This window comes from Streptomyces sp. NPDC088747 (assembly GCF_044751025.1).
Taxonomy (GTDB): domain Bacteria; phylum Actinomycetota; class Actinomycetes; order Streptomycetales; family Streptomycetaceae; genus Streptomyces.
The window spans coordinates 25,492-47,205 of the sequence record NZ_JBIVKZ010000013.1 but is presented as its reverse complement, the minus strand read 5'-3'; the positions used below and the strand labels follow the sequence as shown (position 1 = coordinate 47,205).

Genomic DNA, 21,714 nt, shown 5'->3' with positions numbered 1-21,714 from the left:
TCGATCAGGATCTGGAGACCGATGTCCTTCCGCACCACTGCCTCCGTCGACTACGTAGAAGACGTCTCACCCGGTACCGGAGCGCTCCCGGCACGCGCCTGGTACGCGACGTCGGACGCCGATTCCCTCTCCCTCAACGGCAGTTGGCGCTTCCGTCTCTCCCCGACAGCCGACACCGAGGACGACTCCTTCGCCGCGGAGGGGTACGACGCCGGGGACTGGGCGCAGGTGTCGGTCCCCGGCCACTGGGTCCTCCAGGGCGACGGTGAGTTCGGCGCGCCGATCTACACCAACCATCTCTATCCGTTCCCGGTCGACCCGCCGCGGGTGCCGACCGGGAATCCGACCGGCGACCACCTGCGGGTCTTCGACCTTCCCGACGGCTGGCCCGGCGGCGGCGGGTCCGTGCTCCGTTTCGACGGGGTGGAGTCCTGCGCCCGGGTGTGGCTGAACGGCACGGACATCGGCGAGTTCAAGGGCTCCCGGCTGCCGCACGAGTTCGCCGTCGGGCAGCTGCTGAAGCCGCGCGGCAACGTGCTGGCGGTCCGGGTGCACCAGTGGTCGGCGGGCTCGTACCTGGAGGACCAGGACCAGTGGTGGCTGCCGGGCATCTTCCGGGACGTCACGCTGCTGCACCGTCCGGCGGGCGGCGTGCTCGACTTCTTCGTGCACGCCTCCTACGACCACCGCTCGGGCGAGGGCTCGCTGCGCGTCGAGTCCGACGTCGACGGCCGGGTCACCGTCCCCGCGCTGGACATCGACGTCGCCACCGGCGAGTCCGTGACCGTGCCTGTCCTGCCCTGGACGGCCGAGACACCGCGCCTCTACGACGGGGTGCTCACCACGGAGGGCGAGCGGGTTCCGCTGCGGATCGGCTTCCGCACGGTCGTGCTCGAGGACGGCCTGATCAAGGTCAACGGCACGGCGGTCCTCTTCAAGGGCGTCAACCGGCACGAGTGGCACCCCACGAAGGGCCGCGCGCTGGACCTGGAGACCATGCGGCAGGACGTGCTGCTCATGAAGCGGCACAACATCAACGCCGTCCGCACCTCGCACTACCCTCCGCACCCCGCCTTCCTCGACCTGTGCGACGAGTACGGCCTCTGGGTGATCGACGAGTGCGACCTGGAGACCCACGGCTTCACCGAGCAGGGCTGGCGCGACAACCCGGTGGACGACGAGCGCTGGACCCCGGCCCTGCTCGACCGGGCCGCGCGGATGGTGGAACGCGACAAGAACCACCCGTCCGTCGTCATCTGGTCCCTCGGCAACGAAGCGGGCACCGGGCGCGGGCTCACCGCCATGTCCGAGTGGATCCGCGACCGGGACGGCGACCGGCTCATCCACTACGAGGGTGACTTCAACTGCCGTGACACCGACATGTACTCGCGGATGTATCTCAAGCACCTGGAGGTCGAGCGGATCGGGCTCGGCCTGGACGGCGGCGGGCGCAGGCGACGCCGACTTCCCTTCATCCTCTGCGAGTACGGGCACGCCATGGGCAACGGCCCCGGTGGACTCGCCGACTACCAGCGGCTCTTCGAGGCCCACGACCGCGTCCAGGGCGGCTTCATCTGGGAGTGGATCGACCACGGCATCGAGGACGAGCGGTACGGGTTCGCCTACGGCGGCGACTTCGGGGAGGAGCTGCACGACGGGAACTTCGTCTGCGACGGGCTGGTGTTCCCGGACCGGACCCCGTCGCCGGGGCTCGTCGAGTACAAGAAGGTGATCGAGCCGGTCCGCATCGAGGGCGACGGGGCGGACGGCACGGTGCGCGTCACGAACGCCCACGACTTCACGGACCTCTCGGCGCTCGCCTTCGAGTGGTCCTACCAGGTCGACGGGGAGACCGTGGAGGCCGGCGCGCTGTCCGTGCCGCCGCTGCTGCCCGGCGAGTCGGCCGACCTGAAGCTGCCGGCTCCGCCCGCGGACGGGCGCGGCGCGGAGACGGGGTGGACGGTGTCGGCGGTACTCGCCTCGGATTCCGCGTGGGCTCCCCGTGGCCACCAGGTCGCCTGGGCTCAACTCCCCGTCTCCGCGAAGGCGCCGGGCCCCGGCGTCCAGTCCGCGAAGCCCGTCCTCGGTGTCCGGCAGATCACCCTCGGCCCGGCCGTGTTCGACGCCCGCACCGGCGCGCTCACCACGATCGGCGGGGTCGACGTCACCGGCCCGCGCCTCGACGTGTGGCGGGCCCCGACCGACAACGACGAGGGCGCGGCCTGGCAGCCGGACGCCCGCTTCGGCCTGCTCTGGCGCAGGCTCGGGCTGCACCGCATGCAACACCGGCTGGACGCCGTCGAGTTGACGGACGACGCCTTGACCGTACGGTCCCGGGTGGCGCCCGCGGCCAGGGAGGTGGGCCTGCGCACGGTGTACCGGTGGACGTCGGACGGGACCCGGCTGCGGCTGACCGTGTCCGTCGCGCCCGAGGGCGACTGGAAGGTGCCGTTGCCGCGGCTCGGGATCCGGCTCGGGCTGCCCGCGTCCGCCGACCGTGTGCGGTGGTTCGGCGGCGGGCCCGGAGAGAGCTACCCCGACACCGGCACGGCCTCGGTCGTGGGGCGCTGGGAGTCGTCGGTGGACGCGATGCAGACGCCGTACGTCCGTCCGCAGGAGAACGGCGCGCGGTCCGACGTCCGCTGGGCGGAGATCGGCGGGCTGCGCGTGGAAGGGGATCCGTCCTTCTGGTTCACGGCCCGGCGCTGGACGACCGAGCAGCTCGACGCCGCCGCGCATCTCACCGACCTGGAGGCGGGCGACACGGTCTGGGTCAACCTCGACCACGGCCAGCAGGGCATCGGCTCGCAGTCGTGCGGGCCGGCCACGCAGCCGCAGTACCAACTGCGAGTCGAGCCCGCGGAGTTCTCGTTCGTCTTCTCGGAGATCCAGCACTGACACCGTCATCACGCCCGCGGCCGGTCGGCTCCTCGCCCGACCGGCCGCGGGCGCGTTCACCCGCCGCGACGCTCCGTCCGGCGGTCTCGCTACCGTGGCGCCGTTGAGGCTCCCCTTCCCCGGGGCGGGGGTTTGCACGGCTCGTGCCGTGTCCCTTCCTGATATCCACGGAGGTAATTCCGATGACCGACTACGGCTTCTGGGACTGTCCGCCGGAGCAGGCCATCGCGCGTCACGGGGAGTTCCGGCTCACCCTCGTCGAGCGGCCCTTCCCCGCCGGTGACGGCGCGCTGCCCGCCCATGACCCGGCGCGGGCGCGGGAGTTCGCCGCCGCCTTCGGGACCGTCGACGCGGTGATGGAGGAGGTCGGCCGGATCGAGGCGACCGAGCGGCCGCCCTTCGCGACCCGCGCGGACCTCGACCTGGTGGCCGTCGGATGCTGGGGAACGGTGACCGAGATCAACGATCCCGCCCTGGTGTTCACCGGAGGCACCTTCCCCCTGGTGGAGCAGGCGGACCAACTGGCCGGGCGTTTCCCGGAAGCGGTCGTCATCGGCTCGGCGACGATCGACCACGGCACGACGTACGGCATCCATGTCATCCACCACCCGGACGGGACACGCCTGTTCGCCGCCGGGTGGAGCGGGGAAGGCGACTGGGACCTCGAAGGAACCCCGCGGGAGGTCGTCGAGGCCTTCGGTATCGGCCCCGGCGACCTGGCGCTGAAGGGCGTCCAACTGGACGCCGGGCCGGGGTCCTTCTACTGGGAGGGCCTCACGCGGCTCGCCCTCCGCAGCGTCGGACCACTGCTCCGCACGGGCCGCGAACTGTCGGTGTTCCGTGTCCGGCACACCGAGGTGACCACCGGCGACCTGGCGGACACCTGGATCGGCGATCTCGACGAGTTCGAGGATTTCTGACCGTAACAATCCGAAAACACATGTGAAGTTGGCGGGGACATGCCGAGCCAACCCATGAGCCGTTTCCGGTTCACCCCCTACCGTGGCCCACCGGCGCACCCTGACCAGATGACTTCGGAACCCACCGCGCCGTCAGCATCCGCTCGCACCACCAGGGTTCCCACGGGGAGAAACCAGTGAGTACTCAGTTACACCAGCCTGCGCGCCGCCGGCGCGTCTGGGCGCGCGTGACGCTCGCCCTGACCGCCGCGGCCGTCATGACCCTGACCGGTCTTCCGGGCCTTCAGGAGGCCGAGGCCGCGAAGCCGCCCAACGTCAAACCGATCCGCTGCGACGAGAAGTTCCTCGGCCGGAAGGTCCCTGCCACCCCTGCCGACTCCGGTCCGCCGGACGGCCTTCCGTACGACGCGTGGCCGAACGACGAGAACTACACGTACGACAACCCCGCCAAGGCCTACGACGGGGTGCTGCCGCCGACCGACGCCCAGCGCGCCGCCGCGGGAACGGACTACCGCGCCTGGCAGCGCAAGTACAACAGGACGAAGAACCCGGCCGACAAGGTCATGGAGATCTACGCCCGCTACAACAAGCAGTACGCGTCGGGCTACAAGGACTTCAAGCGCTTCCTCGACGTGCGCTACATCGGCGCGTACGGGAACCCGTACCGGGGTGAGGCGTTCGAGGCCCGCATGGTCAAGAAGTACAACATGGTCGGTCCCGACTGGTGGTGCCAGGACGTGATCGAGTACACCGATCCCGAGACGGGCGAGAAGCGCTACCGCGTGGTGGACGCGCACCACCGGCCCAGCGAGCGCAAGGTCGAGATCAAGTCCAACGGCAAGATCGAGGACGACCAGCTCAAGGCCGACCGGCAGATCGCCAAGGAGAAGCCGAAGTCGACGTTCCGGTATCTGACCGGCGCCAACACCGAGCAGTCGACGAAGGACAAGATCAAGCAGTTCGACGACGACCTCAAGCGGGACCGGGGCACCGCCCGCACCCAGGCCGGGGTCAACGAACGCCGGTCGAACGCCATCGAGCGCACCCAGAAGCCGACCAGCTACACGAACTTCGACAAGCGCTTCAACCCCGATCCGGCCAAGGGCGGCCGGGGGCCCATCATCGACCAGGCCCTGCGGTCCGGGAAGACGATCGAGGAAGCTCGCCGGCTCCAGGCGATCTACAACCAGAACAACAGCGGCGGCTACTTCAACCGCGGTCCCGGCGGCATCGACTTCTCCACCCTGGAGATCAACTACGTGGGGACGCCCGTCAAGGGCAAGGGCCTCGACTATTCGATGAAGGCCGACTACGTCAAGAACCCGGACGAGAACCCCGGTTACGGCGGTGACGCCAAACTCCAGCTCGCCTCGGACGCCTTCTTCACCTGGCTCGCCCTGACGCCGGACAAGTTCTGGGTCAACCTCAACCCGATCCGGCCCGACGTGATCATGGACCCGCAGTTCGCGAAGACGGACGCCGGGCGCGTCCTGCTGGAGGCCGACCTGACCCTCAAGCACGACTACGCGGACTCCATGAACCCCGACAAGTACGAGCGCGGGGAACAGTTCTGGCGCCAGGTCCCGCGCACTCCAGAAGGCATGCCCTGCCTGCCGATCATCCGCCAGTGGATCACTCCGCAGCCCGCGAAGGTCCGCGAGCAGGACGGCGGCATCTACATCCTGGACGCGCCGCTGAAGGTCAACATGGAGGTTCCCACCGGACCCGACGTGCCGGCGAACAGCTGCGAGCTCACCGAGGCGCAGACCGATCAGGCCGAGACCCTGATCCGCACGATGATCCAGCCCGAGCTGGAGCGCCGCGTGAACGACGAGGCGTCCTACGCCGACCTGCGCCGCGTCTACTCCTCGCGGGTGGCCGCCGAGTACGTACGCCGTCAGGACGCGGTCGAGCCGACCGACTTCCGCGGGATCATCAACAGCAACGACGTCAAGCGGTGGCCGCTCAAGGGCGAGAACAAGGACTGGGACAAGAAGACCGTCTACGACAAGTACGTAGACTCGTTCAGGAACGGTGACTACGAGTTCGAGCGCGTCTACGACGGCAAGGTGTGGATCCTGTCCATGGGCGGGGTCGACTTCTCCAAGGCACCGAAGCGGGACATCGGCCGCACCCAGTTCAACTCCCAGTACGGCGGCCTGGACAGCACCACCAGGACGTCCGTCCAGGCCGAGGTGACCTACCAGGGCAGCGAGACCGCCTACCTCGGCGGTTCCGCCGCGGACCAGCCCACCACCCCGGAGAACCCGACGCCGACGCCGACGCCGACCGCTCCGGACGACCCGAAGCCGACCGGCGGTTCGTCGGCACCGGCACCCGACCCGTCCGGGTCCGGCGGTGACGCGACGACTCCGCCGGGGAAGGACCCGCAGGGCGACCTCGCCGACACCGGCAGCGACACCCCCGTGGGCCTGATCGCCCTCGCCGCGGCGGCGCTCGCCGCCGCGGGCGGCGCCCTGACGTGGTGGATGCGCCGCCGCAGGGCAACGGGCGGCTAGCCGGCCGCCCTTCACGCCGGGGCTGTCCCCCGCACCCTTGTCCAGGGTGCGGGGGACAGCCGTTTCCCCGTCGGCGGACTTCGGCGGACGGTTCAGTGGTCCGCGCAGCAGGGCGTCGGGTCGGGCACCTCGAACGGGACCAGGGTCCCGCCCCTCGCCGACATCGCCGTGAGCACCAGCTCTCCGTCACACCACTGGGGGCGTACGTGATCGCGGGTGACCAACGCCAGTTCCGGCGCGGGCGGTTCGGCCGAGCCGAGCACGGCGACGCGGTCGATCGCGGAGCCGGACAGCAGCTCCGCGACCGTCACCGTGCCGGTGAGCTCGGCGACTCCCGGGTACAGCACCGCGCGGCCCACCGCGTCCGGGGCCTCGGGCGTCACCTCGTACCCCTTGGCCGCCAGCCGTTCGCGTACCGCCTCCAGCGCCGCCCCCGAGGGGACCGTGAAGGAGAGCGCGACCCGCGGCCGGTCACCGCGTACCAGGTGCGTGCAGCCGAACGAGCCCTCGGGGAGAGCGAGTTCTGCGGCCAGCGTCTGGAGCAGGTGATCGGCTTCGAGCAGGGCCGACACCTGGGTGTCGACCCCGATCACGTACGGCTGGTTCACGACGGCAGGACCCACACCGGGTTGGAGTAGAACCACAGGTCCACCCACGGGTCGGCGTCGCCGACGACGTCGAGGGCGGGACCCTTCGGGTCCACGGCCGCGCCGTTGATGCCGGTCGCCGAGCGGTTGCCGTCCGAACCGCGCAGCCGGACGTAGAGCGGACGGTCCACCTTGCCGAGCGAGTACGTCACCCGCACCGTGCCGGTCGTCTTGTTCACCTCGTACGACTGGACGACCTTCGCCGTCGGCGCGCTGATGGTGTCCTTGTCCGCGGCCGGTCCGGTGACGTCGCCCTGGATGACGTCGACGCGGGCCAACTTCGGCACGAAGCCCGCCCAGTTGGGGCCGTCGGCGAGCGCGATGTCGACCGTCAGGGTCACCTTCGTGCCCTTCTTGACGTGCAGCGCGCCGCCGAGCGTCGCCCACCGGCCGTTCCCCGAGAGCCGCGCGTCGAGGCCGCTGATGAGCTGCCCGTGGTCGACCCAGACACGGCCGGCGCGGATGCCGTCCATGACGGCGGCGTAGGAGAAGCCGTCGGAACCGACGTGCGTACGGCTGTACTGACCGGGCCAGTAGTCGCCCTGCGTGAGGTCGACCTTGCCGGCGTACACCGGGTCGGTGTGCCTGCCGTTGAGGTTGAAGTCGGTGTCCGGGCCGCCGCGCTTGGCGGTGTCGGCGTACACCTGGTGGGAGTCGGAGTTGGCGGTGATCCACCAGGGCTTGCCCTCGGCGAGGAGGCTGTCCCACAGGCCGCCGACGGTGGCGGTCATCCAGTCGAAGCCGCCCCAGGTGCGGTAACTCTCCAGCGGGTAACCGGCGAAGGAGTCGGCGCTCGGGTTGTTGTCGTAGATGCCTCGGGCGCGGCCCGCGCCGGTCGGGGCGGGGAGGCCGGCGGCCTGGTGGCCCGGCGCGCCCTCGAAGCCGATGGCGATCTGCTTGCCGCCGGGCGTCGCGTCGCGCCAGCCGCGGATCTCGTGCGGGGAGTCAACGCCGCGCCGCGCCGGGTGGTTGGCGAGCATCAGGGCGTCCTTGATCTTGCGCCGCTGCACCTGCTCGGAGAGGAAGGCGAGACCGGCGATCGCCAGCGCCTCGTTCGCCGGCGAGGAGCCGGACGCGCCCTTCACGCTGCCGTCGTAGTCGGTCTCGAACTGCTTGAGGACGGAGACCTCGTTCTTGCCCGGGTGGACGAAGACGGTGCCGTGCTCGGCGCCCGGGATGTTCCACTCCAGGCCCTGGAAGACGAGGGTGTCGTCGTACGCCTCCCGCGCCTCCTTGATGTCCGGGTTGACCTTGTCGACACCGATCTTGGCGTGCGTCTCGCTGCCGTGGTCGGTGATGACCAGCCAGTCCATGCCGTGCTTGGCGCCCTGGCGGACCTGGTCGGAGACGCGGTACTTGCCGTCGCTGCTGTACTGCGTGTGGATGTGGTGGTCACCGGCCAGCCAGAGGAAGCCACCCGATCTCCGGCGGTTCTCGGAGGCGAACGCCGGGGCCGTCGCGGCACCCGTCGCCAGGACGCTGCTCGCCGCGAGACCCGCGCCCAGCAGACCCGTGCGGCGCAGCATCGTACGGCGCGACTGCTGCTCGGGGCTCAGCGCCTCGTCGGGCACGGAGGTGTCGAGGGCGGCGGGCAGAGCCGCGCCCTCGCCGGCCGCGGTGTGATCGTGGGTGTGCTCGTGATGGTGGTGATGGCCGGGTCCGTGAGCGTGTCCGTGACTCATGTCTGCCTCCTGAGTTCGGCGCCGCGCATGCGGCACGCGTGTTGGAGACTCGATGTGAAACATGAACGTTGGAGGTCCACCGGGTGATCGCCCGGCGACCCAGGTACGGCGGTCTGAACCAGCCGCCTCGGCCGGGCCCAACTTCCCCGCATGTCAGGGCCGTTGGAGTCCCGTTCACGAACCGCCGACCCTCCGCCCGTTCGGTACGGCGACCTCCGCCCACACCGTCTTGTACGTCCCGTCCTCCCGCGCCTCGACGCCCCATCGCTCGGCCAGCGCGACGACGATCAGCAGCCCGCGTCCGCCTTCCTCCGAAGGCTCCGAGAGCTCCGAGGGCTCCTTGAGCTCGGGCAGCCGGTCGGCCCTGCCGTCGGCGACCTCCACGCGTACGACGTCCTCGCGCAGCACCAGCCGTACCCGGAAGTCCCTCCCACTTACCCGCCCGTGCCGCACGGCGTTCGCCGCGAGCTCGGCGACGACCAGCGTCACCGCCTCACTGACCTCACCGTCGTAGCCGAACCCCCAGACGTCCATCCGGTTGGCCACCAGCCGCCGCGCGAGCCGCGCGCCGCGAGGGGTCGAGCTGTAGAGCTGCGTGAACGTACCGAGGGTGACGGGGACTTGGGTGGGGGGTTTTGCTGACATGGGTCAACGGTGGCGGGGGTGGTGGGGGGTGACCAGCTCCGCCACTCGTACGCTGCGGGGCGTACGAGATCACCCTATGGACAGTAAGGGTAACCGTCCGTGACCATAGGTGACTTGGCGGGGTTGGCACCACAGCACACTCGGGAGTACCCGGCATGACCGACAGCACCACCACTGAGCCGGAGCCGTCCGACAGCCTGAAGACGTTCGGGGCGGTTCACAAGGCATTCCGCAAGCGGGCGGGTCTGACACAGGAGGAGTTCGCACCGCTGGTGCGGTATCAGCCGTCGACGGTGGCGTCGATCGAGCAGGGCAGGCGGCTTCCGCCACGGGTGTACATCGAGCGGGCGGAGGAGGTGCTCGACGCGTTCGGGGTGCTGCGGGCAGCGGCCAAGTACGCAACCCGGCAGCCGGGGTTGGCATCCTGGTTCCGGGAGTGGGCGGATCTGGAGGAGCGGGCGGTCAGCCTGTACACGTACGAGAACCGGCTGGTGCCGGGGCTGATTCAGACGGAGGACTACTCACGCGCCCTGTTCGGAGAGCAGGTGCCCGTCCTCACCGACGCCCAGATCGATGCCCAGCTCGCAGCACGCGTCGACCGTCAGCGACTGTTGACGGATCGTCCCAACACGGCGTTCAGCTTCATCGTCGAGGAGTACGTCATCCGGAGAGGTACCGGCGGCACGGGCGCGACGCGCGGCCTGGTCGACCATCTCCTGGCGGTTACGGAACTGCGCAACGTGGAACTGCAGTTGCTGCCCATGACCCGGCAGGGCCACGCCGGACTCGACGGACCGATCCAGTTGCTGGAGACCACCGAGAACGAGTGGTGCGGCTACTGCGAAGGCCAGCGGAACGGTCAGCTCTTCACCGACCCGAAGACGATCAGCGTGCTCCACATGCGCTATGCGAAACTGCGCTCACAGGCGCTGCCTCCGGAGGACACCCGGAGCCTGCTGGAGCGGATGCGAGGAGCACTATGAGCGGCAACGAACTGCGTTGGTTCAAGAGCAGCTACAGCAGTGGCGGAGACGGCGACTGCGTCGAGGTCGCCACCTGCCCCGCCACCATCCACATCCGCGACTCCAAGAACACCCGGGGCCCCCAACTCGCCCTCTCCCCCAGCGCCTGGACGGACTTCGTGGAGTTCGCGGCGCACCGGTGAGCCCCGGGCCGAGGCGACCCGGGGCTCACGGACCGTAGGGATCAGGCCGTACCAAGTGCCGTACGCAGGACGCTGATCGCCTGGGCGATCGCGGCCCCCGCCGCGTGGGTCTCCCGCAGGGCGTTCAGCATGACGAAGTCGTGGATGACGCCCTGGTACCGGACGGCGGTGACGGGGACGCCCGCCTCGCGGAGCTTGGCGGCGTAGGCCTCGCCCTCGTCGCGCAGGACGTCGGCCTCGCCGGTGATGACGAGGGCCGGGGGCAGGCCGGTGAGCTGCTCGGTGGTGGCGCGGAGCGGCGACGCGGTGATCTCGGCGCGCTGGGCCTCGTCGGTCGTGTACTGGTCCCAGAACCACTGCATGCCGTCGCGGCGCAGGAAGTAGCCGGTGGCGAACTGGTGGTAGGACGCCGTGTCGAACGCGGCGTCGGTGACCGGGTAGAACAGCACCTGCTGGACGAGCGGGACATCGCCGCGCTCCTTGGCCATCAGGGTCAGCGCGGCGGACATGTTGCCGCCGACCGAGTCACCGGCCACGGCGATGCGCGAGGCGTCCAGGCCGTGGGACGCGCCCTCGGTGACGACCCACTGGGCCACGGTGTAGTTCTGCTCGATGGCGACGGGATAGCGCGCCTCGGGCGAGAGGTCGTACTCGGGGAAGACGACCGCGGCGTTCGCGCCGACCGCCAGTTCGCGGACGAGTCGGTCGTGGGTGTGGGCATTGCCGAAGACCCAGCCCGCGCCGTGGATGTAGATGATCACCGGGAGCGTGCCGGTGACGCCGGCGGGGCGGACGAGGCGCACCCGCACGTGCCCGGTGGGGCCGCCCGGCACGGTCACCCACTCCTCGTCGACGGCGGGCTTGGCGATGTCGCCGGACTGCACCTCGTCGACGGCCTTGCGACCCTCGGCGGGCGCCAGGTCGAAGAGGTACGGCGGGTTCGCGGTCGCCTCGGCGAAGGCCGCGGCGGCGGGCTCCAGGACAGGGCGGGGGGCGGTGCTCTCGGTCATGACGATCTCCTCGGATCGGGTGCCGCGGGCAGGCTCCACCGGTGGTCTTGCCGTGGAGCGGCGGCACACCCATGACAGTAGCGCTCGATTAAGTCGTGCACAACTTATTGGCTCTCGACTTATTGGTCCTCGACTTATTGGCCCTCGACATGATCGAGCGCGTGAACGCTAGGGTGGAGAGAACGTGTACGCCACGGGACCGCTGTACGTGTTCAGGACGGGAATGCCGCGCAGGGGACGGAAACCAGGAGCCGCACCGTGAACCCAACCGAAGCCCCGACGCCCCAGGCAGGCTCCCTCCTCCTGGACGACCAGCTCTGCTTCGCCCTCTACGCCGCCTCACGGGCGGTGACCGCGCGCTACAGACCGCTCCTCGACGAGCTGGGCCTCACCTATCCGCAGTACCTGGTGATGCTGGTGCTGTGGGAGCAGGACTCGATCTCCGTCCGCTCCCTGGGCAACGCCCTCCAGCTGGAGTCGAGCACCCTCTCGCCGCTGCTCAAGCGGCTGGAGGCGAACGGGCTGATCCGCCGCGAGCGCCGCGCCGAGGACGAGCGTTCCGTCGCCCTGCACCTCACGGAGGCCGGCGTCCGGCTACAGGAGCGGGCGGGCACCGTCCCCCTCGACATCGGCGCCGCCATGGGCCTGACCCCCGAGCAGGACCTCATGGCCAAGCAGCTCCTCCGGCTGCTCACCGCCAACGTCACTGCGGGCGGCTGACACCGGGAACGCCGGTAGGGCTGACGCCGGGCACGCCCGGAAAATGAGTGGCCCGAGGCCGCGCGCAGGGGGAGGATCCGCCGCAGGCGTTCTTCCGCCACTGGCCCGTCCCACAGGAAACCGAGGTGCCCGCGGCCGTGTCCCCGTCGCCCGAGTCCCAGCCGTACGAGTCCTCGTCGTCCGCGTCCCCGCCGCCAGAGTCCCCAGAGGTACGCACGACAGCCGGCGCCGTGCGCGGCACCCGTGAGGCGGGAGTCGCGGTGTTCCGCGGCATCCCGTTCGCCGCACCCCCGGTGGGCGCGCACCGCTTCGCCGCGCCGCAGCCCGTACGGAGCTGGGACGGCGTGCGGCCTGCGGTCGCGTACGGGCCGCCGCCCCCGCAGGCCGGGGTGTTCGGCATGGACGCCCTGTCGCCGCAGGGCGCGGACGACGACTGGCTCACGGTCAACGTCTGGTCGCCCGAACCGGCCCCGGACACCGCGCTTCCGGTGATGGTGTGGTTCCACGGCGGCGCCTACGTCATCGGGACGTCCGGTATCCCGGAGTACCACGGCGCCCGGCTCGCCCGCGAGGGCGGTGTGGTGGTCGTGACGTTCAACTACCGCCTGGGGACAGAGGGGTTCGCCCGGATCGAGGGGGCGCCGGACAACCGGGGCCTGCTCGACCAGGTCGCCGCGCTGCGGTGGGTGCGCGACAACATCCGGGCGTTCGGGGGAGATCCGGACCGGGTCACCCTCTTCGGTGAGTCGGCCGGAGCGGGCTCGGTCGCGGCCGTGCTGGCGATGCCGAGCGCTGTCGGGCTCTTCCGCCGGGCCATCGCCCAGAGCGTCCCGGGCACCTTCTTCTCCCCGGAACTTGCCGCCGACATCGCCGCCGCCTGCGCCACCGAGCTGGGCCTGCGGCCCACGGTGGCCGACCTGTCGACGGTGACACCGGCCCAACTGGCCGCCGCGGGTGACGCGGTGAGCGCGAAGCTCGGCCAGTGGACGGACCGCTGGGGCCGGATCGCCCACAGGTCGATCCCGTTCGCACCCGTCGTCGACGGCGAGGTCCTGCCGGTCACCCCGTGGCAGGCGCTGGCGGAAGGCGCGGGCCGGGGCATCGACCTGATCGTCGGGCACACCCGGGAGGAACAGCGGCTGTTCACCGCCATCGGGGGCCTGCTCGGACAGGTGACGGAGGATCAGGCGGCGGAGGCCCTGCGGCTTTTCGCCCCGGGTCCCGACGGCGTCGACCGCTACCGGGCCGCCTTCCCTTCCGCCGGTCCCGAGTCGCTCTACGAACTGGTCCACTCCGACTGGCTGTTCCGCATGCCGAGCCTCCATCTCGCCGAGGCGCAGGTCGCGGGCGGCGGGCGTGCGCACGTCTTCGAGCTGACCTGGCCCGCCCCGGGCATGGGCGGCGCCCTGGGTGCCTGCCACGGCCTCGACGTGCCGCTCGTCTTCGGCAACCTGAGCGGTACCGAGGCCTCGGCGCTGATCGGCGAGAACCCCGGCCCGGAGGCCGAGGCGCTCTCCGCGTACATCCGCGCCGCGTGGACCGCCTTCGCCGCCCACGGCGACCCCGGCTGGCCCGCGTACGACCCCGGCCGTCGCCTCGTACGACTCCTGGACGCCCAACCGACGACCGCCCCCTACCCGGAGGACGAGTCCCGCCTGCTCTGGCAGGACCACGTGTTCCCGGCACTGCCTCTGATCAGCACCTGAGCGGCCCTTGACGAACCGACGCCGACGGCGCGGGGCTTCTGTGAGGTGGCCCCGCGCCGTCGGTCAGACCGCCGTGCGCTCCACGGGGATCCACAGTTCGGCGTCCGCCTCGGTGCCGTCCTGGGACAGCCGGGTCCGGAGGATCTCGGGCCCCGGCCTGCTCCGGTAGGGGTTCGACGGGAACCACTGGGTGAACACGTCCCGCCACAGGTGCTGGAGCGTCAGCGGAAACGGTCCGGAGCTCTCGAAGACGGCCCAGGTCCCGGCGGGGACGGCGAGCGCGTCCATGTCGTCGGGTACCGCGGCCCCGGTCACCACCCCGTGGTAGTAGTCGAGTTCGGTCCCCTCGGCCCGGCTCTCGTCGAGGTCGTCACTCACCGAGATGATTCCCTTCGGCTCCTGGTCGGACAGGCTCTCGATGCGCCGCAGCGTCTCCTGGCCGAGCCCTCGGATGAAGGCGACGATTCCCGGGTTCATCCCCTCGTGCACGAGCGGGACCCGTGCCTTCCTGCCGACGATCCGGAACTCGTCCTTGTCCACGACCCTGTACCGCATGCTGCTACTCCCTTCGACGATGAGGCGGAAGGACATCCGGGGCTGGGACCGCAGACTCGCGCCGGCCCGCCTGGCCTCGCCGGGGCCGACACCGTGCATGCCACGGAACGCGCGGGCGAACGCCTCGCCGGACGTGTAGCCGTAGCGCACCGCGATCTCCAGCAGCGTCCGCTCCCCCGCCAGCACCTCGGCGCCCGCGACGGTGAGCCGCCTGCGCCGGATGTACTCCGCCAGGCCGACCCCCGCCAGCGCGGAGAACATCCGCCGGAAGTGGTACTCCGAAGTCACCGCGATCCGCGCCAGCTCACCCACCTCGATCGGCTGGTCGAGGTGACGCTCGATGTGCTCCATGGCCTGGTTCAGCCGCTCCAGCACCCCGGACTCCTTCCCTTTCATCACCCACGTTAGGAAGGACCCACCCTGCCGGACCCGACAACCTGTGCCCGCTCCGGTCGGGTACCCGACTCACCCGTCCCGCCCAGCGCCCGCCCCTCGGTGTACGTCGACCTCCACGCCGGAGGCGTCGAGTCGTACCCGTACCTCGGGTCCTCCCGCACTCCAGCGGAGCCTCAACTCGCCTTCGGGGTAGGCCTCTACGGTCACCGTTTCCCACAGAGGCAGCGGGTCCGGTTCACGCGTGAGGCGGGCCAGGGCGACGAAGAGGGTGGGGGTTTCGGCCGTGGTGCCGGTGAGGTCGTCGGTCAGGGCCAGGACCGGGAGGAGTTCGGCTCGGGTGTCGGGCTTCGGTGACCAGCCGGTGAGGCGGACGGACGTGCCCGGCGGCGCTCCGGTCACGAGGTGGGCCCGTACCTCCACGGCTCCGCGTGCGAGCACCACGCTGGTCACCTTCGCGCCGGCGCCCGCCGTGTGCCGGGAAGCCGCCCAGCCCTCCCCCACCCCCAGCGGTTCGATGCCCGTACGGCTCGGATCGCCGCCCACGATCACGCTGTTGTCGTACGTCGCCGAGGGCTCCGTCGCGGTGGAGTAGGCGAGCCGGGTGTAGTACGGGTCGTAACGGGCGTCCTCGCTGCCGTGGTTGTGGAGGCGGACCAGGCCGTCGGAAGTGGTCGACTGGAGGAGCCAGTTGGGTGGGGCGACGGGGGTGACCGCGTCGGTGCGGTCAGTGGGGCCGGGTTGTTCCGGGGCCGTCCAGACCTCGTGATCGGGTGGGAGGAGGAGGCCGAGGAAGCCCTTGCTCGCCCAGTACGGGGAGGCGGGGCCCGAATAGACCTGCAGGAGAGCCTCGTCGGGTCCGTGCCAGCCGAGGGTGAGCAGGCCGCGTTCGTCCACGGCGCCCCGGTCGAGGAAGTACCGCAGGGCGCCGGAGGCCAGGCGTCGCGTCTCGCCCGGCGACAGGGGCGTACGGCCGGTGAGCGCGCCCAGCCACAGCGGCGCGGCGGTGGCGAAGCGGTAGGTGAGCGAGCGGCCCTGGTGCATCGGGGCGCCGTCGGACCCGAACAGCCGCGCGTAGTCCTCCAGATGGCGGGACAGCCGGCCCGCGTACAGGTCGAGCAGCCGGGTGTCCCCGGCCAGCCACGCGTGGAGCACCGGATACAGGTGCATCGCCCAGCCGTTGTAGTAGTCGAAGGCGCGGATCTCGCCGTCGGTGTACCAGCCGTCGCCGACGTACCACTCCTCGATGCGCTCAAGGCCCCGGTCGATCGCGGCCCGGGACGCCTCCGGTTCGTGGCCGATCTCCTGGAGGAAGCCGCCGACCGTGACCGGGAACAACTCCCAGTTGCAGGGCCAGGGTTCGGCCGTCAGGGCGTCGCCCAGCCAGTCGGCGGCCCGCTGTCGGACCCCGTCGTCGAGGCGGTCCCAGAGGAGGGGGCGGGTCAGGCGCAGCGCGAGGGCGATGGACGCGGCCTCGACGAGGGGCTGCCCGTGGTCCTCGACTCGGGGCCAGATTCCGGCTGTTCCGGCGGCGAGGCCCTCGGCGTACCGCTCCAGGGTTCCCTCGTCCCGGCGGAAGGCGGCGAGGAGCAGCGTGCGGGCGTAGCCCTCCAGGCCGTCGGAGAGTCCGCCCGACGAGCTCGCGCGGCCTCCGGGGAGCTGGTAGAGGGCGCCGCCCTCGATGGCGTACGGCTCGACCGCCGCGAGGAGCGCATCGGCGGCCGCCTCCCAATGGGCGCGTGTGTAGCCGGTGTACGGGCTGAGGTCACGGTCCTCAGGTTCCTCAGGAGGCATCGGACGGATCTCCCTGTCGACAAGGCCGGGGGCATGGACGTTGCGGGCGGGGCGCCCCCGGCACTCATCCCACCCTCACCAGCCCTTCCGGCACCAGATGTTGGGCGACGAGTTCGTCACGGACCAGGCCCGCGTAGAGCGTCGCGCCGTACGCGGAGGTGTGCGTGTTGTCGCGCTTCTCGTTGTAGAGGTAGAGCGCCTTGGAGCCCTCGACTCCGAGGGATTCGACGAGGGCCTTGGTCTTGGCGGTGAGGTCGATGAGCGGGACGTTCCCGGCGGCGGCGACGGAGCGGGTGACGGCGGGATGGTCGACGCCGAGGCCGTTCACCAGCAGCGCGGTGTCGTTGTCGAGGGTGCCGTCCGCGTTGAACCAGCGGCGGACGATCGGAGTGACGAGGACCGGCCGGCCGCCGTGCGCGCGAACGCCCGCCACCAGGGTCTCCAGGTTCGCGCGGTAGGTCGCCTCGTCCGTCAACGGGGCGGTACACCGCCCGGCCCGAATAGGCCAGATGGAAGGCGAACAGGAAGCACCTCACCGGCTGCTCGGCCAGATCGACCCATACCTCCCCCCGAAGTCCACTTCGGCATCCGCCCCGGGTGCGTTGTACCGGACCAGGAAGCCCTCGGCCAGCTCCACCACTGCCTCAAGGCCCGGCAGTTCTTCGACGAACAACACGCCTTCGCCCCCTCCTCCAAGCTCCTGTGGGATGCGGAAGCCCAGGCAGCGGCGATGTCAGTGCATCCGTCTAGAGTCCTCGCGTCTTGATTTCCTAATGCCGTCTGTCAAGCCGCGAGCGCGTTGGGCGGTGAGAGCTCGTAGCATCGCCTGTCGCGAAGGAGGGCCCACAGGACGTTCACGCGGCGACGTGCGAGGGCGAGCACGGCCTGGGTGTGACGCTTGCCCTCGGCTCGTTTGCGTTCGTAGAACCGGCGCGACTCGTCGCAGTGGCGGATGCTGAACAACGCCGAGGTGTAGAAGACCCGTTGGAGACGCCGGTTGTATCGCTGAGGGCGCCGAGGATTGCCGCTGATCTTCCCGGAATCGCGAGGCACCGGGGCGACGCCCGCAGCCGAGCAACTGCAGCCCGGGCTGATCCAAGCGGTCCTCGCCAGAGTTCGCCGCGAGGTTGACACGGAGCGCACCATCGAGAGGAACAAGGCCCAGTCCCGCGCCAACCTCAGCGCCGACGAGGGCGAGCTGCCGGATGCCTGCCTCGCCATCGAGGAGACCATCGAAGAGGCGATCCAAACGGTGGCAGCGGGTAGCCGCGCGTACAGGCTCTCGCAAGGCCTGGGCGTGAGCGATCCGGCAGCTTGGGAGGACCAGCTGGCCACCGTGCTGACAGACGACCCCCGCATTCCGCTCGCCTTCGAAAAGGCACGCTGGCCGCGCCCCGGCCTTCCTCTGCCACCCGGTCCGGACGACCCGGCCAGCCAGGACACTCCGCGTACCGGAACAACCACCGAGATCATCTCCACACGGTCACTGACGCAAGCTGTCGCCCTCACCGGACAGACCCTCCCGGGCTGGCGCATCCTCGCTTCCGTGGAGGAACGCAAGTTCCTGTCACCGCACACCCGGAAGACCGGCCTGACCGTCGTGAGCTTCTCAGGCCCGGGAGTGACGGATTACGGGAATCAGGACAGCGACGCTCCCCCCTTCTCGGACGGCGACATCAAGGAGTGGACCCGACTGCCGGCGCAGCACCCTGCCGTTGACGTCCCGCCGGGGATCTCGCTCCTCGGCCTCGACCGCTCCATGACCGCTGCCGCAGACGCCGACCAGGGCCTGGGTCTGCCCGGCTTCGCACTGACACCCGCCACGTGGCTGCCTGCCGCGCTGCGCCTGACACCCGGAGCCCTGCTGACACTGGAGGATGGCCGCGGTCCGGCCCTGCGGCTCATCTGCTGGCGCACCGAGTACGAGCGGGGCGCCTACCGCCTGCCGTGGCCGCGGACGACCGGCTGCGCCGTCGTGATTCGCCCCGACCTGCTGGACATCCTGTCCGAGCGGGCATCCGCACCGATCGTCATCCGAGATGTCGTTATGCGGCTGGAAGCGGACTGAAGAAGAGTAGACGGGACACCGTGGCCGGAAGGAACGGAGGACGAACGGGAGGGGTGCGGACGATCCCGACTCCTGGTGAGCCCGGGGTGCACTCACTTGAGTAACGTACCGGGCACTCGTAGTCCAGCGGCCCGAAGGTGGCGGAGTCGATCTTCCTGATGACCCGGCGCCGTACCTCGACGTCGTGGGTCGCCCACATTTCGGCGAATCGTGGTGAGGTGCCGAGGAGTTCGGTGACGAGTCCTTCGATACCTCCGTCGCCGGGAGGGGTAGCTGAGGACGCCCGACGCTGGAAGCGGGGACCGTCGGACGCTGCGCGAAACGCGATCGGTCACGATGCGCCACCTCTCGGCCTCAATCACGCCGAGGGTGAGACAGATTGACTCACATGCTTCTTGCTTTCCGCCATCGATCACCGCCCTCTGGACGGACTCCTATCCTCGCCCGCATGGATCTCTGGGAAGGCATGGTGTGGGGCGCCTTTGGCAGATTCGCCATGGAAGCGCTCGACTACATCATCGCGGTTCGCCGGTGGCACAGACTGCCGTGGCGTGTGGGCGCAAGCACGCTCACACCCGATCGCACGGTGGCTCCAAGTCGCCATGGTTTTCAGCCCCCCGTTGAACTGGCCGCACCGGGCTTGCTGGCCTACAGCATCGCCGGCACTCTGCGCATCGCGGTCGGAGGGGGCATGTCGGCGACCGTGGTGAGTACGTCGCCCAGGCTGCCTCAGCGTGGATTGCTGTACTGACCGGTGCTACCGCGCCGTTGATCCTTGAGAAGGTGACGGTGCTTGTCCCGCTGCTCATCCACGGCGACAAGAGCGCCCCGCTGCAGCAGGTGGGCGGCAGAGCGATGCGGCATGAGGAGCGGCCCGGAAGCCTGCGCGCTTCGTCCGAGGCATCTGTAGGGCAGACACCTGCCATCTCCGAGGGAGAGTGACTGCTGTGCGTGCAGACAGCCTTGCTGGCCGCATCGTCTCCGTGCTGTCGCACCGTGCGCCGGCGTTTCGATCGGCACCCAGCCCCGGTACACCAAACCGTCTCCCCGCCCGCCAGCCGATGAAGCACCTGAAACGCCCGGGCAGCGGGGCTGGTGCACCACGAGCCCAGCTGGCCAACGTAGGCCTGCCCAATGCCAGTCTGCGCGGAGCCGTACTGGCAGAGGCGAACCTGCGCGGCGCGGACCTGCGCGACGCGGACCTCCGCGACGCCGATCTCCGCGGCACGAATCTTCAGGTAGCCAATCTCACCTCGGCCAGCCTGGAAGGCGCTGACCTGCGCACGGCCGATCTACGGGACGCCCACTTGAATGGATGTGACCTGCGGCAGGCGGATCTGACAGGCGCCGATCTGCGCAACGCGCGCCTTCCGGGAGCATCTCTTGCCCACGCCAACCTTGGCGGTGCCGACCTGCGCGAAGCGGTGCTCTCGGACACGACCCTGCACTCAGCCGACTTGCAGGGCGCCAATCTGCGGAACGCCGACCTCCAGGGCGCCGACCTAAGAAATGCATGCCTGCGGACGGCCCTTCACGCGGTGAACCTCGACGGGGCCGACCTCAGAGGCACAGACCTTCGTCGCCACCGCCTCACTCAAGGCAAGATGCGGGGCTGCGACCTGAGAGGGGCCGATCTCCGATGTGCCAACCTTGCCGGGGCAGATCTCCGGGACGCTAACTTCGCCGGCGCACTCCTTTGGAAAGCAAGGTTCGAGGAGGCTGATCTCAGTGGCGCCGTGTTCACGGACATCGACTCCGGTCCATGGGAAGCCAGCAGCCATGACCTCCTGTACGTTTCCGGAGCCCGCTGGACAGCAGCCACCCTGTGGCCATCAGATCTGCGCACCCTCATGCACGCCCGGCCCCTCAGCGTGGGTGTCGGTGTTTGGGTCGTCCATAGGACCGCAGCCAACCGCCTCACCGTAGAGCCGGTAAGCCGCTGACAGCTTCCACGCCTCACCCTGCACAAGAAAAATCCACGCTCATTTTTGGCGCGCCCGAGAGCGTCCCGACAGCCGCGTTCAGCTTCGCCCTCGACCAGCGGTGCGGAGGTGGAGCCTCCGAACGGCATCGCCCTCAGCTCCGTAAAAGGTATTGCGGTCGGATAATGCTGGCCAATGTTCGGTTGCCATATGGCGACCCCGGGTTCCCCCCAACCCTGATGTGTGGAAGCCGTGTCAGCGGAGGGGGCCCCAGGGAAACCACGCCGAGTGCAGCCGAGGTACTGAAGCGGCTGTTACAGCCGGTTACGGTAGCAACTCCAAGAGCACCCTGGCCGGCAGCGTTGACGTGGCCGCTCACAGCAAAGGCAGCAAGAAGCAAAGGGAACAAGAGCGGAAGGCCGAGGAAGCCGAGAACGAAGGCAAGACGTTCAAGGGAAGCCGCGCCCCGCATTGTGGGAACCTCGCCCAATAGGGCATCGAAACACCAAGCACGTCGGCTACGGCTTCAACCCTCGGCTGGGGCGAAGGCGACATCAACGCCCGCGCGTTCGTACTTCAGTGGCCCCGAGGCGTCCCTAACACAAACGCCCCCGAAGCCCGAAACGGTGGGCGCCGGGGGCGTTGCGAGCAATGCAGTGTGCGTCTCACGGTGCAGCAGGATCACGCTGTGCGGGCGATTTCACTGAAATCCGTAAGGCCCTCACTCCAGATGGATGAATTCTGGTACACCTTCGGTCGACGTCGGATCGTCGAGGGCGTACGTAAGAATTCCTTCTGGAGCGCGGACGCGCGACACTGAGACACCGTGCAGACACGCCTCGCACCAGAACAGGACGTAACCGATTCGACTCTCACTGTTGACGATGTAACGAATTTTCAGCTCGGATCGACCACAGTTCGGACATGGGACGTGGCTGGCCTCACCGGACTCGCGAGCAGCGACTAGCGAATTGAGCCAAGCCTGTCGATCACCCATCACTTCAGCTTTCCGTTGAAGTAGTTTACGAATTGTTCCTCGATGCCGTAGGCGGCGCTTTCATAGGCCCTCC

At 69.7% G+C, this 21,714-nt stretch carries 19 protein-coding genes and 2 pseudogenes; 11 read left to right on the top strand and 10 right to left on the bottom strand.

Going from position 1 to position 21,714, the window contains the following annotated elements; genetic code table 11:
- Positions 1-21 precede the first annotated feature (21 nt).
- The 3 genes from ACIP79_RS27605 (at position 22) to ACIP79_RS27595 (ending at position 6,337) form a co-directional block, all read left to right on the top strand.
- Positions 22-2,898 carry a glycoside hydrolase family 2 TIM barrel-domain containing protein gene (locus ACIP79_RS27605; RefSeq protein ID WP_401227430.1) on the top strand — a complete coding sequence of 959 codons (2,877 nt, stop codon included), beginning with the start codon at positions 22-24 and terminating at the stop codon, positions 2,896-2,898.
- A gap of 182 nt (positions 2,899-3,080) precedes the next feature.
- Positions 3,081-3,818 (top strand): DUF6333 family protein, encoded by a 738-nt coding sequence (locus ACIP79_RS27600; RefSeq protein ID WP_401227428.1) that lies wholly within the window; start codon positions 3,081-3,083, stop codon positions 3,816-3,818.
- 176 nt (positions 3,819-3,994) lie between these two features.
- Complete coding sequence (locus ACIP79_RS27595; RefSeq protein ID WP_401227426.1) at positions 3,995-6,337, top strand: hypothetical protein; 2,343 nt, start codon at positions 3,995-3,997, stop codon at positions 6,335-6,337.
- Between the two features lie 92 nt (positions 6,338-6,429).
- Here the strand turns inward: ACIP79_RS27595 and ACIP79_RS27590 are convergent, their stop codons facing one another.
- The 3 genes from ACIP79_RS27590 to ACIP79_RS27580 all read right to left on the bottom strand — a co-directional run bounded on the left by ACIP79_RS27590 (position 6,430) and on the right by ACIP79_RS27580 (position 9,311).
- Complete coding sequence (locus tag ACIP79_RS27590) at positions 6,430-6,945, bottom strand: hypothetical protein (RefSeq protein WP_401227424.1); 516 nt, start codon at positions 6,943-6,945, stop codon at positions 6,430-6,432.
- The gene (locus ACIP79_RS27585; protein WP_401227423.1) at positions 6,942-8,666 is read right to left on the bottom strand and encodes a PHP domain-containing protein; all 1,725 of its coding nucleotides are present in this window, start codon (positions 8,664-8,666) and stop codon (positions 6,942-6,944) included. Before ACIP79_RS27585 ends, ACIP79_RS27590 begins: the two co-directional genes overlap by 4 nt.
- 174 nt (positions 8,667-8,840) lie before the next feature.
- Positions 8,841-9,311: an ATP-binding protein gene (locus tag ACIP79_RS27580; protein ID WP_401227421.1), complete on the bottom strand. Its 471-nt coding sequence runs from the start codon at positions 9,309-9,311 to the stop codon at positions 8,841-8,843.
- A gap of 155 nt (positions 9,312-9,466) precedes the next feature.
- On the opposite strand from ACIP79_RS27580, the gene ACIP79_RS27575 reads away from it, so the two are divergent.
- The gene (locus tag ACIP79_RS27575; protein WP_401227420.1) at positions 9,467-10,294 is read left to right on the top strand and encodes a Scr1 family TA system antitoxin-like transcriptional regulator; all 828 of its coding nucleotides are present in this window, start codon (positions 9,467-9,469) and stop codon (positions 10,292-10,294) included.
- Positions 10,291-10,476 carry a DUF397 domain-containing protein gene (locus ACIP79_RS27570; RefSeq protein WP_401227418.1) on the top strand — a complete coding sequence of 62 codons (186 nt, stop codon included), beginning with the start codon at positions 10,291-10,293 and terminating at the stop codon, positions 10,474-10,476. The genes ACIP79_RS27575 and ACIP79_RS27570 overlap by 4 nt, the downstream gene beginning before the upstream one ends.
- Before the next feature lie 41 nt (positions 10,477-10,517).
- Here ACIP79_RS27570 and ACIP79_RS27565 read toward each other — a convergent pair whose 3' ends face one another.
- Positions 10,518-11,486, bottom strand: coding sequence for an alpha/beta hydrolase (locus ACIP79_RS27565; protein WP_401227416.1), 969 nt, complete (start codon positions 11,484-11,486; stop codon positions 10,518-10,520).
- Positions 11,487-11,744: 258 nt separating this feature from the next.
- Between ACIP79_RS27565 and ACIP79_RS27560 the strand changes: the two genes are divergently transcribed.
- Positions 11,745-12,206, top strand: a complete 462-nt coding sequence (locus ACIP79_RS27560; protein WP_401227414.1) for a MarR family winged helix-turn-helix transcriptional regulator — start codon at positions 11,745-11,747, stop codon at positions 12,204-12,206.
- A gap of 137 nt (positions 12,207-12,343) precedes the next feature.
- Positions 12,344-13,912: a carboxylesterase/lipase family protein gene (locus ACIP79_RS27555; protein WP_401227413.1), complete on the top strand. Its 1,569-nt coding sequence runs from the start codon at positions 12,344-12,346 to the stop codon at positions 13,910-13,912.
- A gap of 63 nt (positions 13,913-13,975) precedes the next feature.
- Here the strand turns inward: ACIP79_RS27555 and ACIP79_RS27550 are convergent, their stop codons facing one another.
- From ACIP79_RS27550 to ACIP79_RS27530, 5 genes and pseudogenes are all read right to left on the bottom strand, one after another.
- Positions 13,976-14,842, bottom strand: a complete 867-nt coding sequence (locus tag ACIP79_RS27550) for a GyrI-like domain-containing protein (protein ID WP_401227411.1) — start codon at positions 14,840-14,842, stop codon at positions 13,976-13,978.
- 90 nt (positions 14,843-14,932) lie between these two features.
- Positions 14,933-16,654, bottom strand: a complete 1,722-nt coding sequence (locus tag ACIP79_RS27545; protein ID WP_401227410.1) for a DUF2264 domain-containing protein — start codon at positions 16,652-16,654, stop codon at positions 14,933-14,935.
- 64 nt (positions 16,655-16,718) lie between these two features.
- Positions 16,719-17,126: pseudogene (locus tag ACIP79_RS27540) on the bottom strand (carbohydrate esterase); the annotation flags it as partial.
- 60 nt (positions 17,127-17,186) lie between these two features.
- Entirely contained in the window at positions 17,187-17,330 is a 144-nt protein-coding gene (locus tag ACIP79_RS27535) for a hypothetical protein (protein ID WP_401227409.1), read from the bottom strand.
- Positions 17,331-17,437: 107 nt separating this feature from the next.
- Positions 17,438-17,755, bottom strand: a pseudogene (locus tag ACIP79_RS27530) (transposase); the annotation flags it as partial.
- Between ACIP79_RS27530 and ACIP79_RS27525 the strand changes: the two are divergent.
- Positions 17,676-18,722, top strand: a complete 1,047-nt coding sequence (locus ACIP79_RS27525) for a hypothetical protein (protein WP_401227720.1) — start codon at positions 17,676-17,678, stop codon at positions 18,720-18,722. The pseudogene ACIP79_RS27530 and the gene ACIP79_RS27525 sit on opposite strands and share 80 nt — an antisense overlap.
- Here ACIP79_RS27525 and ACIP79_RS27520 read toward each other — a convergent pair.
- Positions 18,700-19,050, bottom strand: coding sequence for a hypothetical protein (locus tag ACIP79_RS27520; protein ID WP_401227690.1), 351 nt, complete (start codon positions 19,048-19,050; stop codon positions 18,700-18,702). The two genes, ACIP79_RS27525 and ACIP79_RS27520, sit on opposite strands and share 23 nt — an antisense overlap.
- A gap of 120 nt (positions 19,051-19,170) precedes the next feature.
- Here ACIP79_RS27520 and ACIP79_RS27515 point away from each other — a divergent pair, with 120 nt between their 5' ends.
- Genes ACIP79_RS27515 through ACIP79_RS27505 form a run of 3 tightly spaced genes read left to right on the top strand, consistent with a single transcriptional unit; the run spans position 19,171 to position 20,665 of the window.
- On the top strand, positions 19,171-19,473 hold the full coding sequence (locus ACIP79_RS27515) for a hypothetical protein (protein ID WP_401227408.1): 303 nt from the start codon (positions 19,171-19,173) through the stop codon (positions 19,471-19,473).
- Positions 19,474-19,505: 32 nt separating this feature from the next.
- Positions 19,506-19,664, top strand: a complete 159-nt coding sequence (locus ACIP79_RS27510; RefSeq protein ID WP_401227407.1) for a hypothetical protein — start codon at positions 19,506-19,508, stop codon at positions 19,662-19,664.
- A 5-nt stretch (positions 19,665-19,669) separates the two neighbouring features.
- Positions 19,670-20,665 carry a pentapeptide repeat-containing protein gene (locus ACIP79_RS27505; RefSeq protein WP_401227405.1) on the top strand — a complete coding sequence of 332 codons (996 nt, stop codon included), beginning with the start codon at positions 19,670-19,672 and terminating at the stop codon, positions 20,663-20,665.
- Positions 20,666-21,714 lie beyond the last annotated feature (1,049 nt).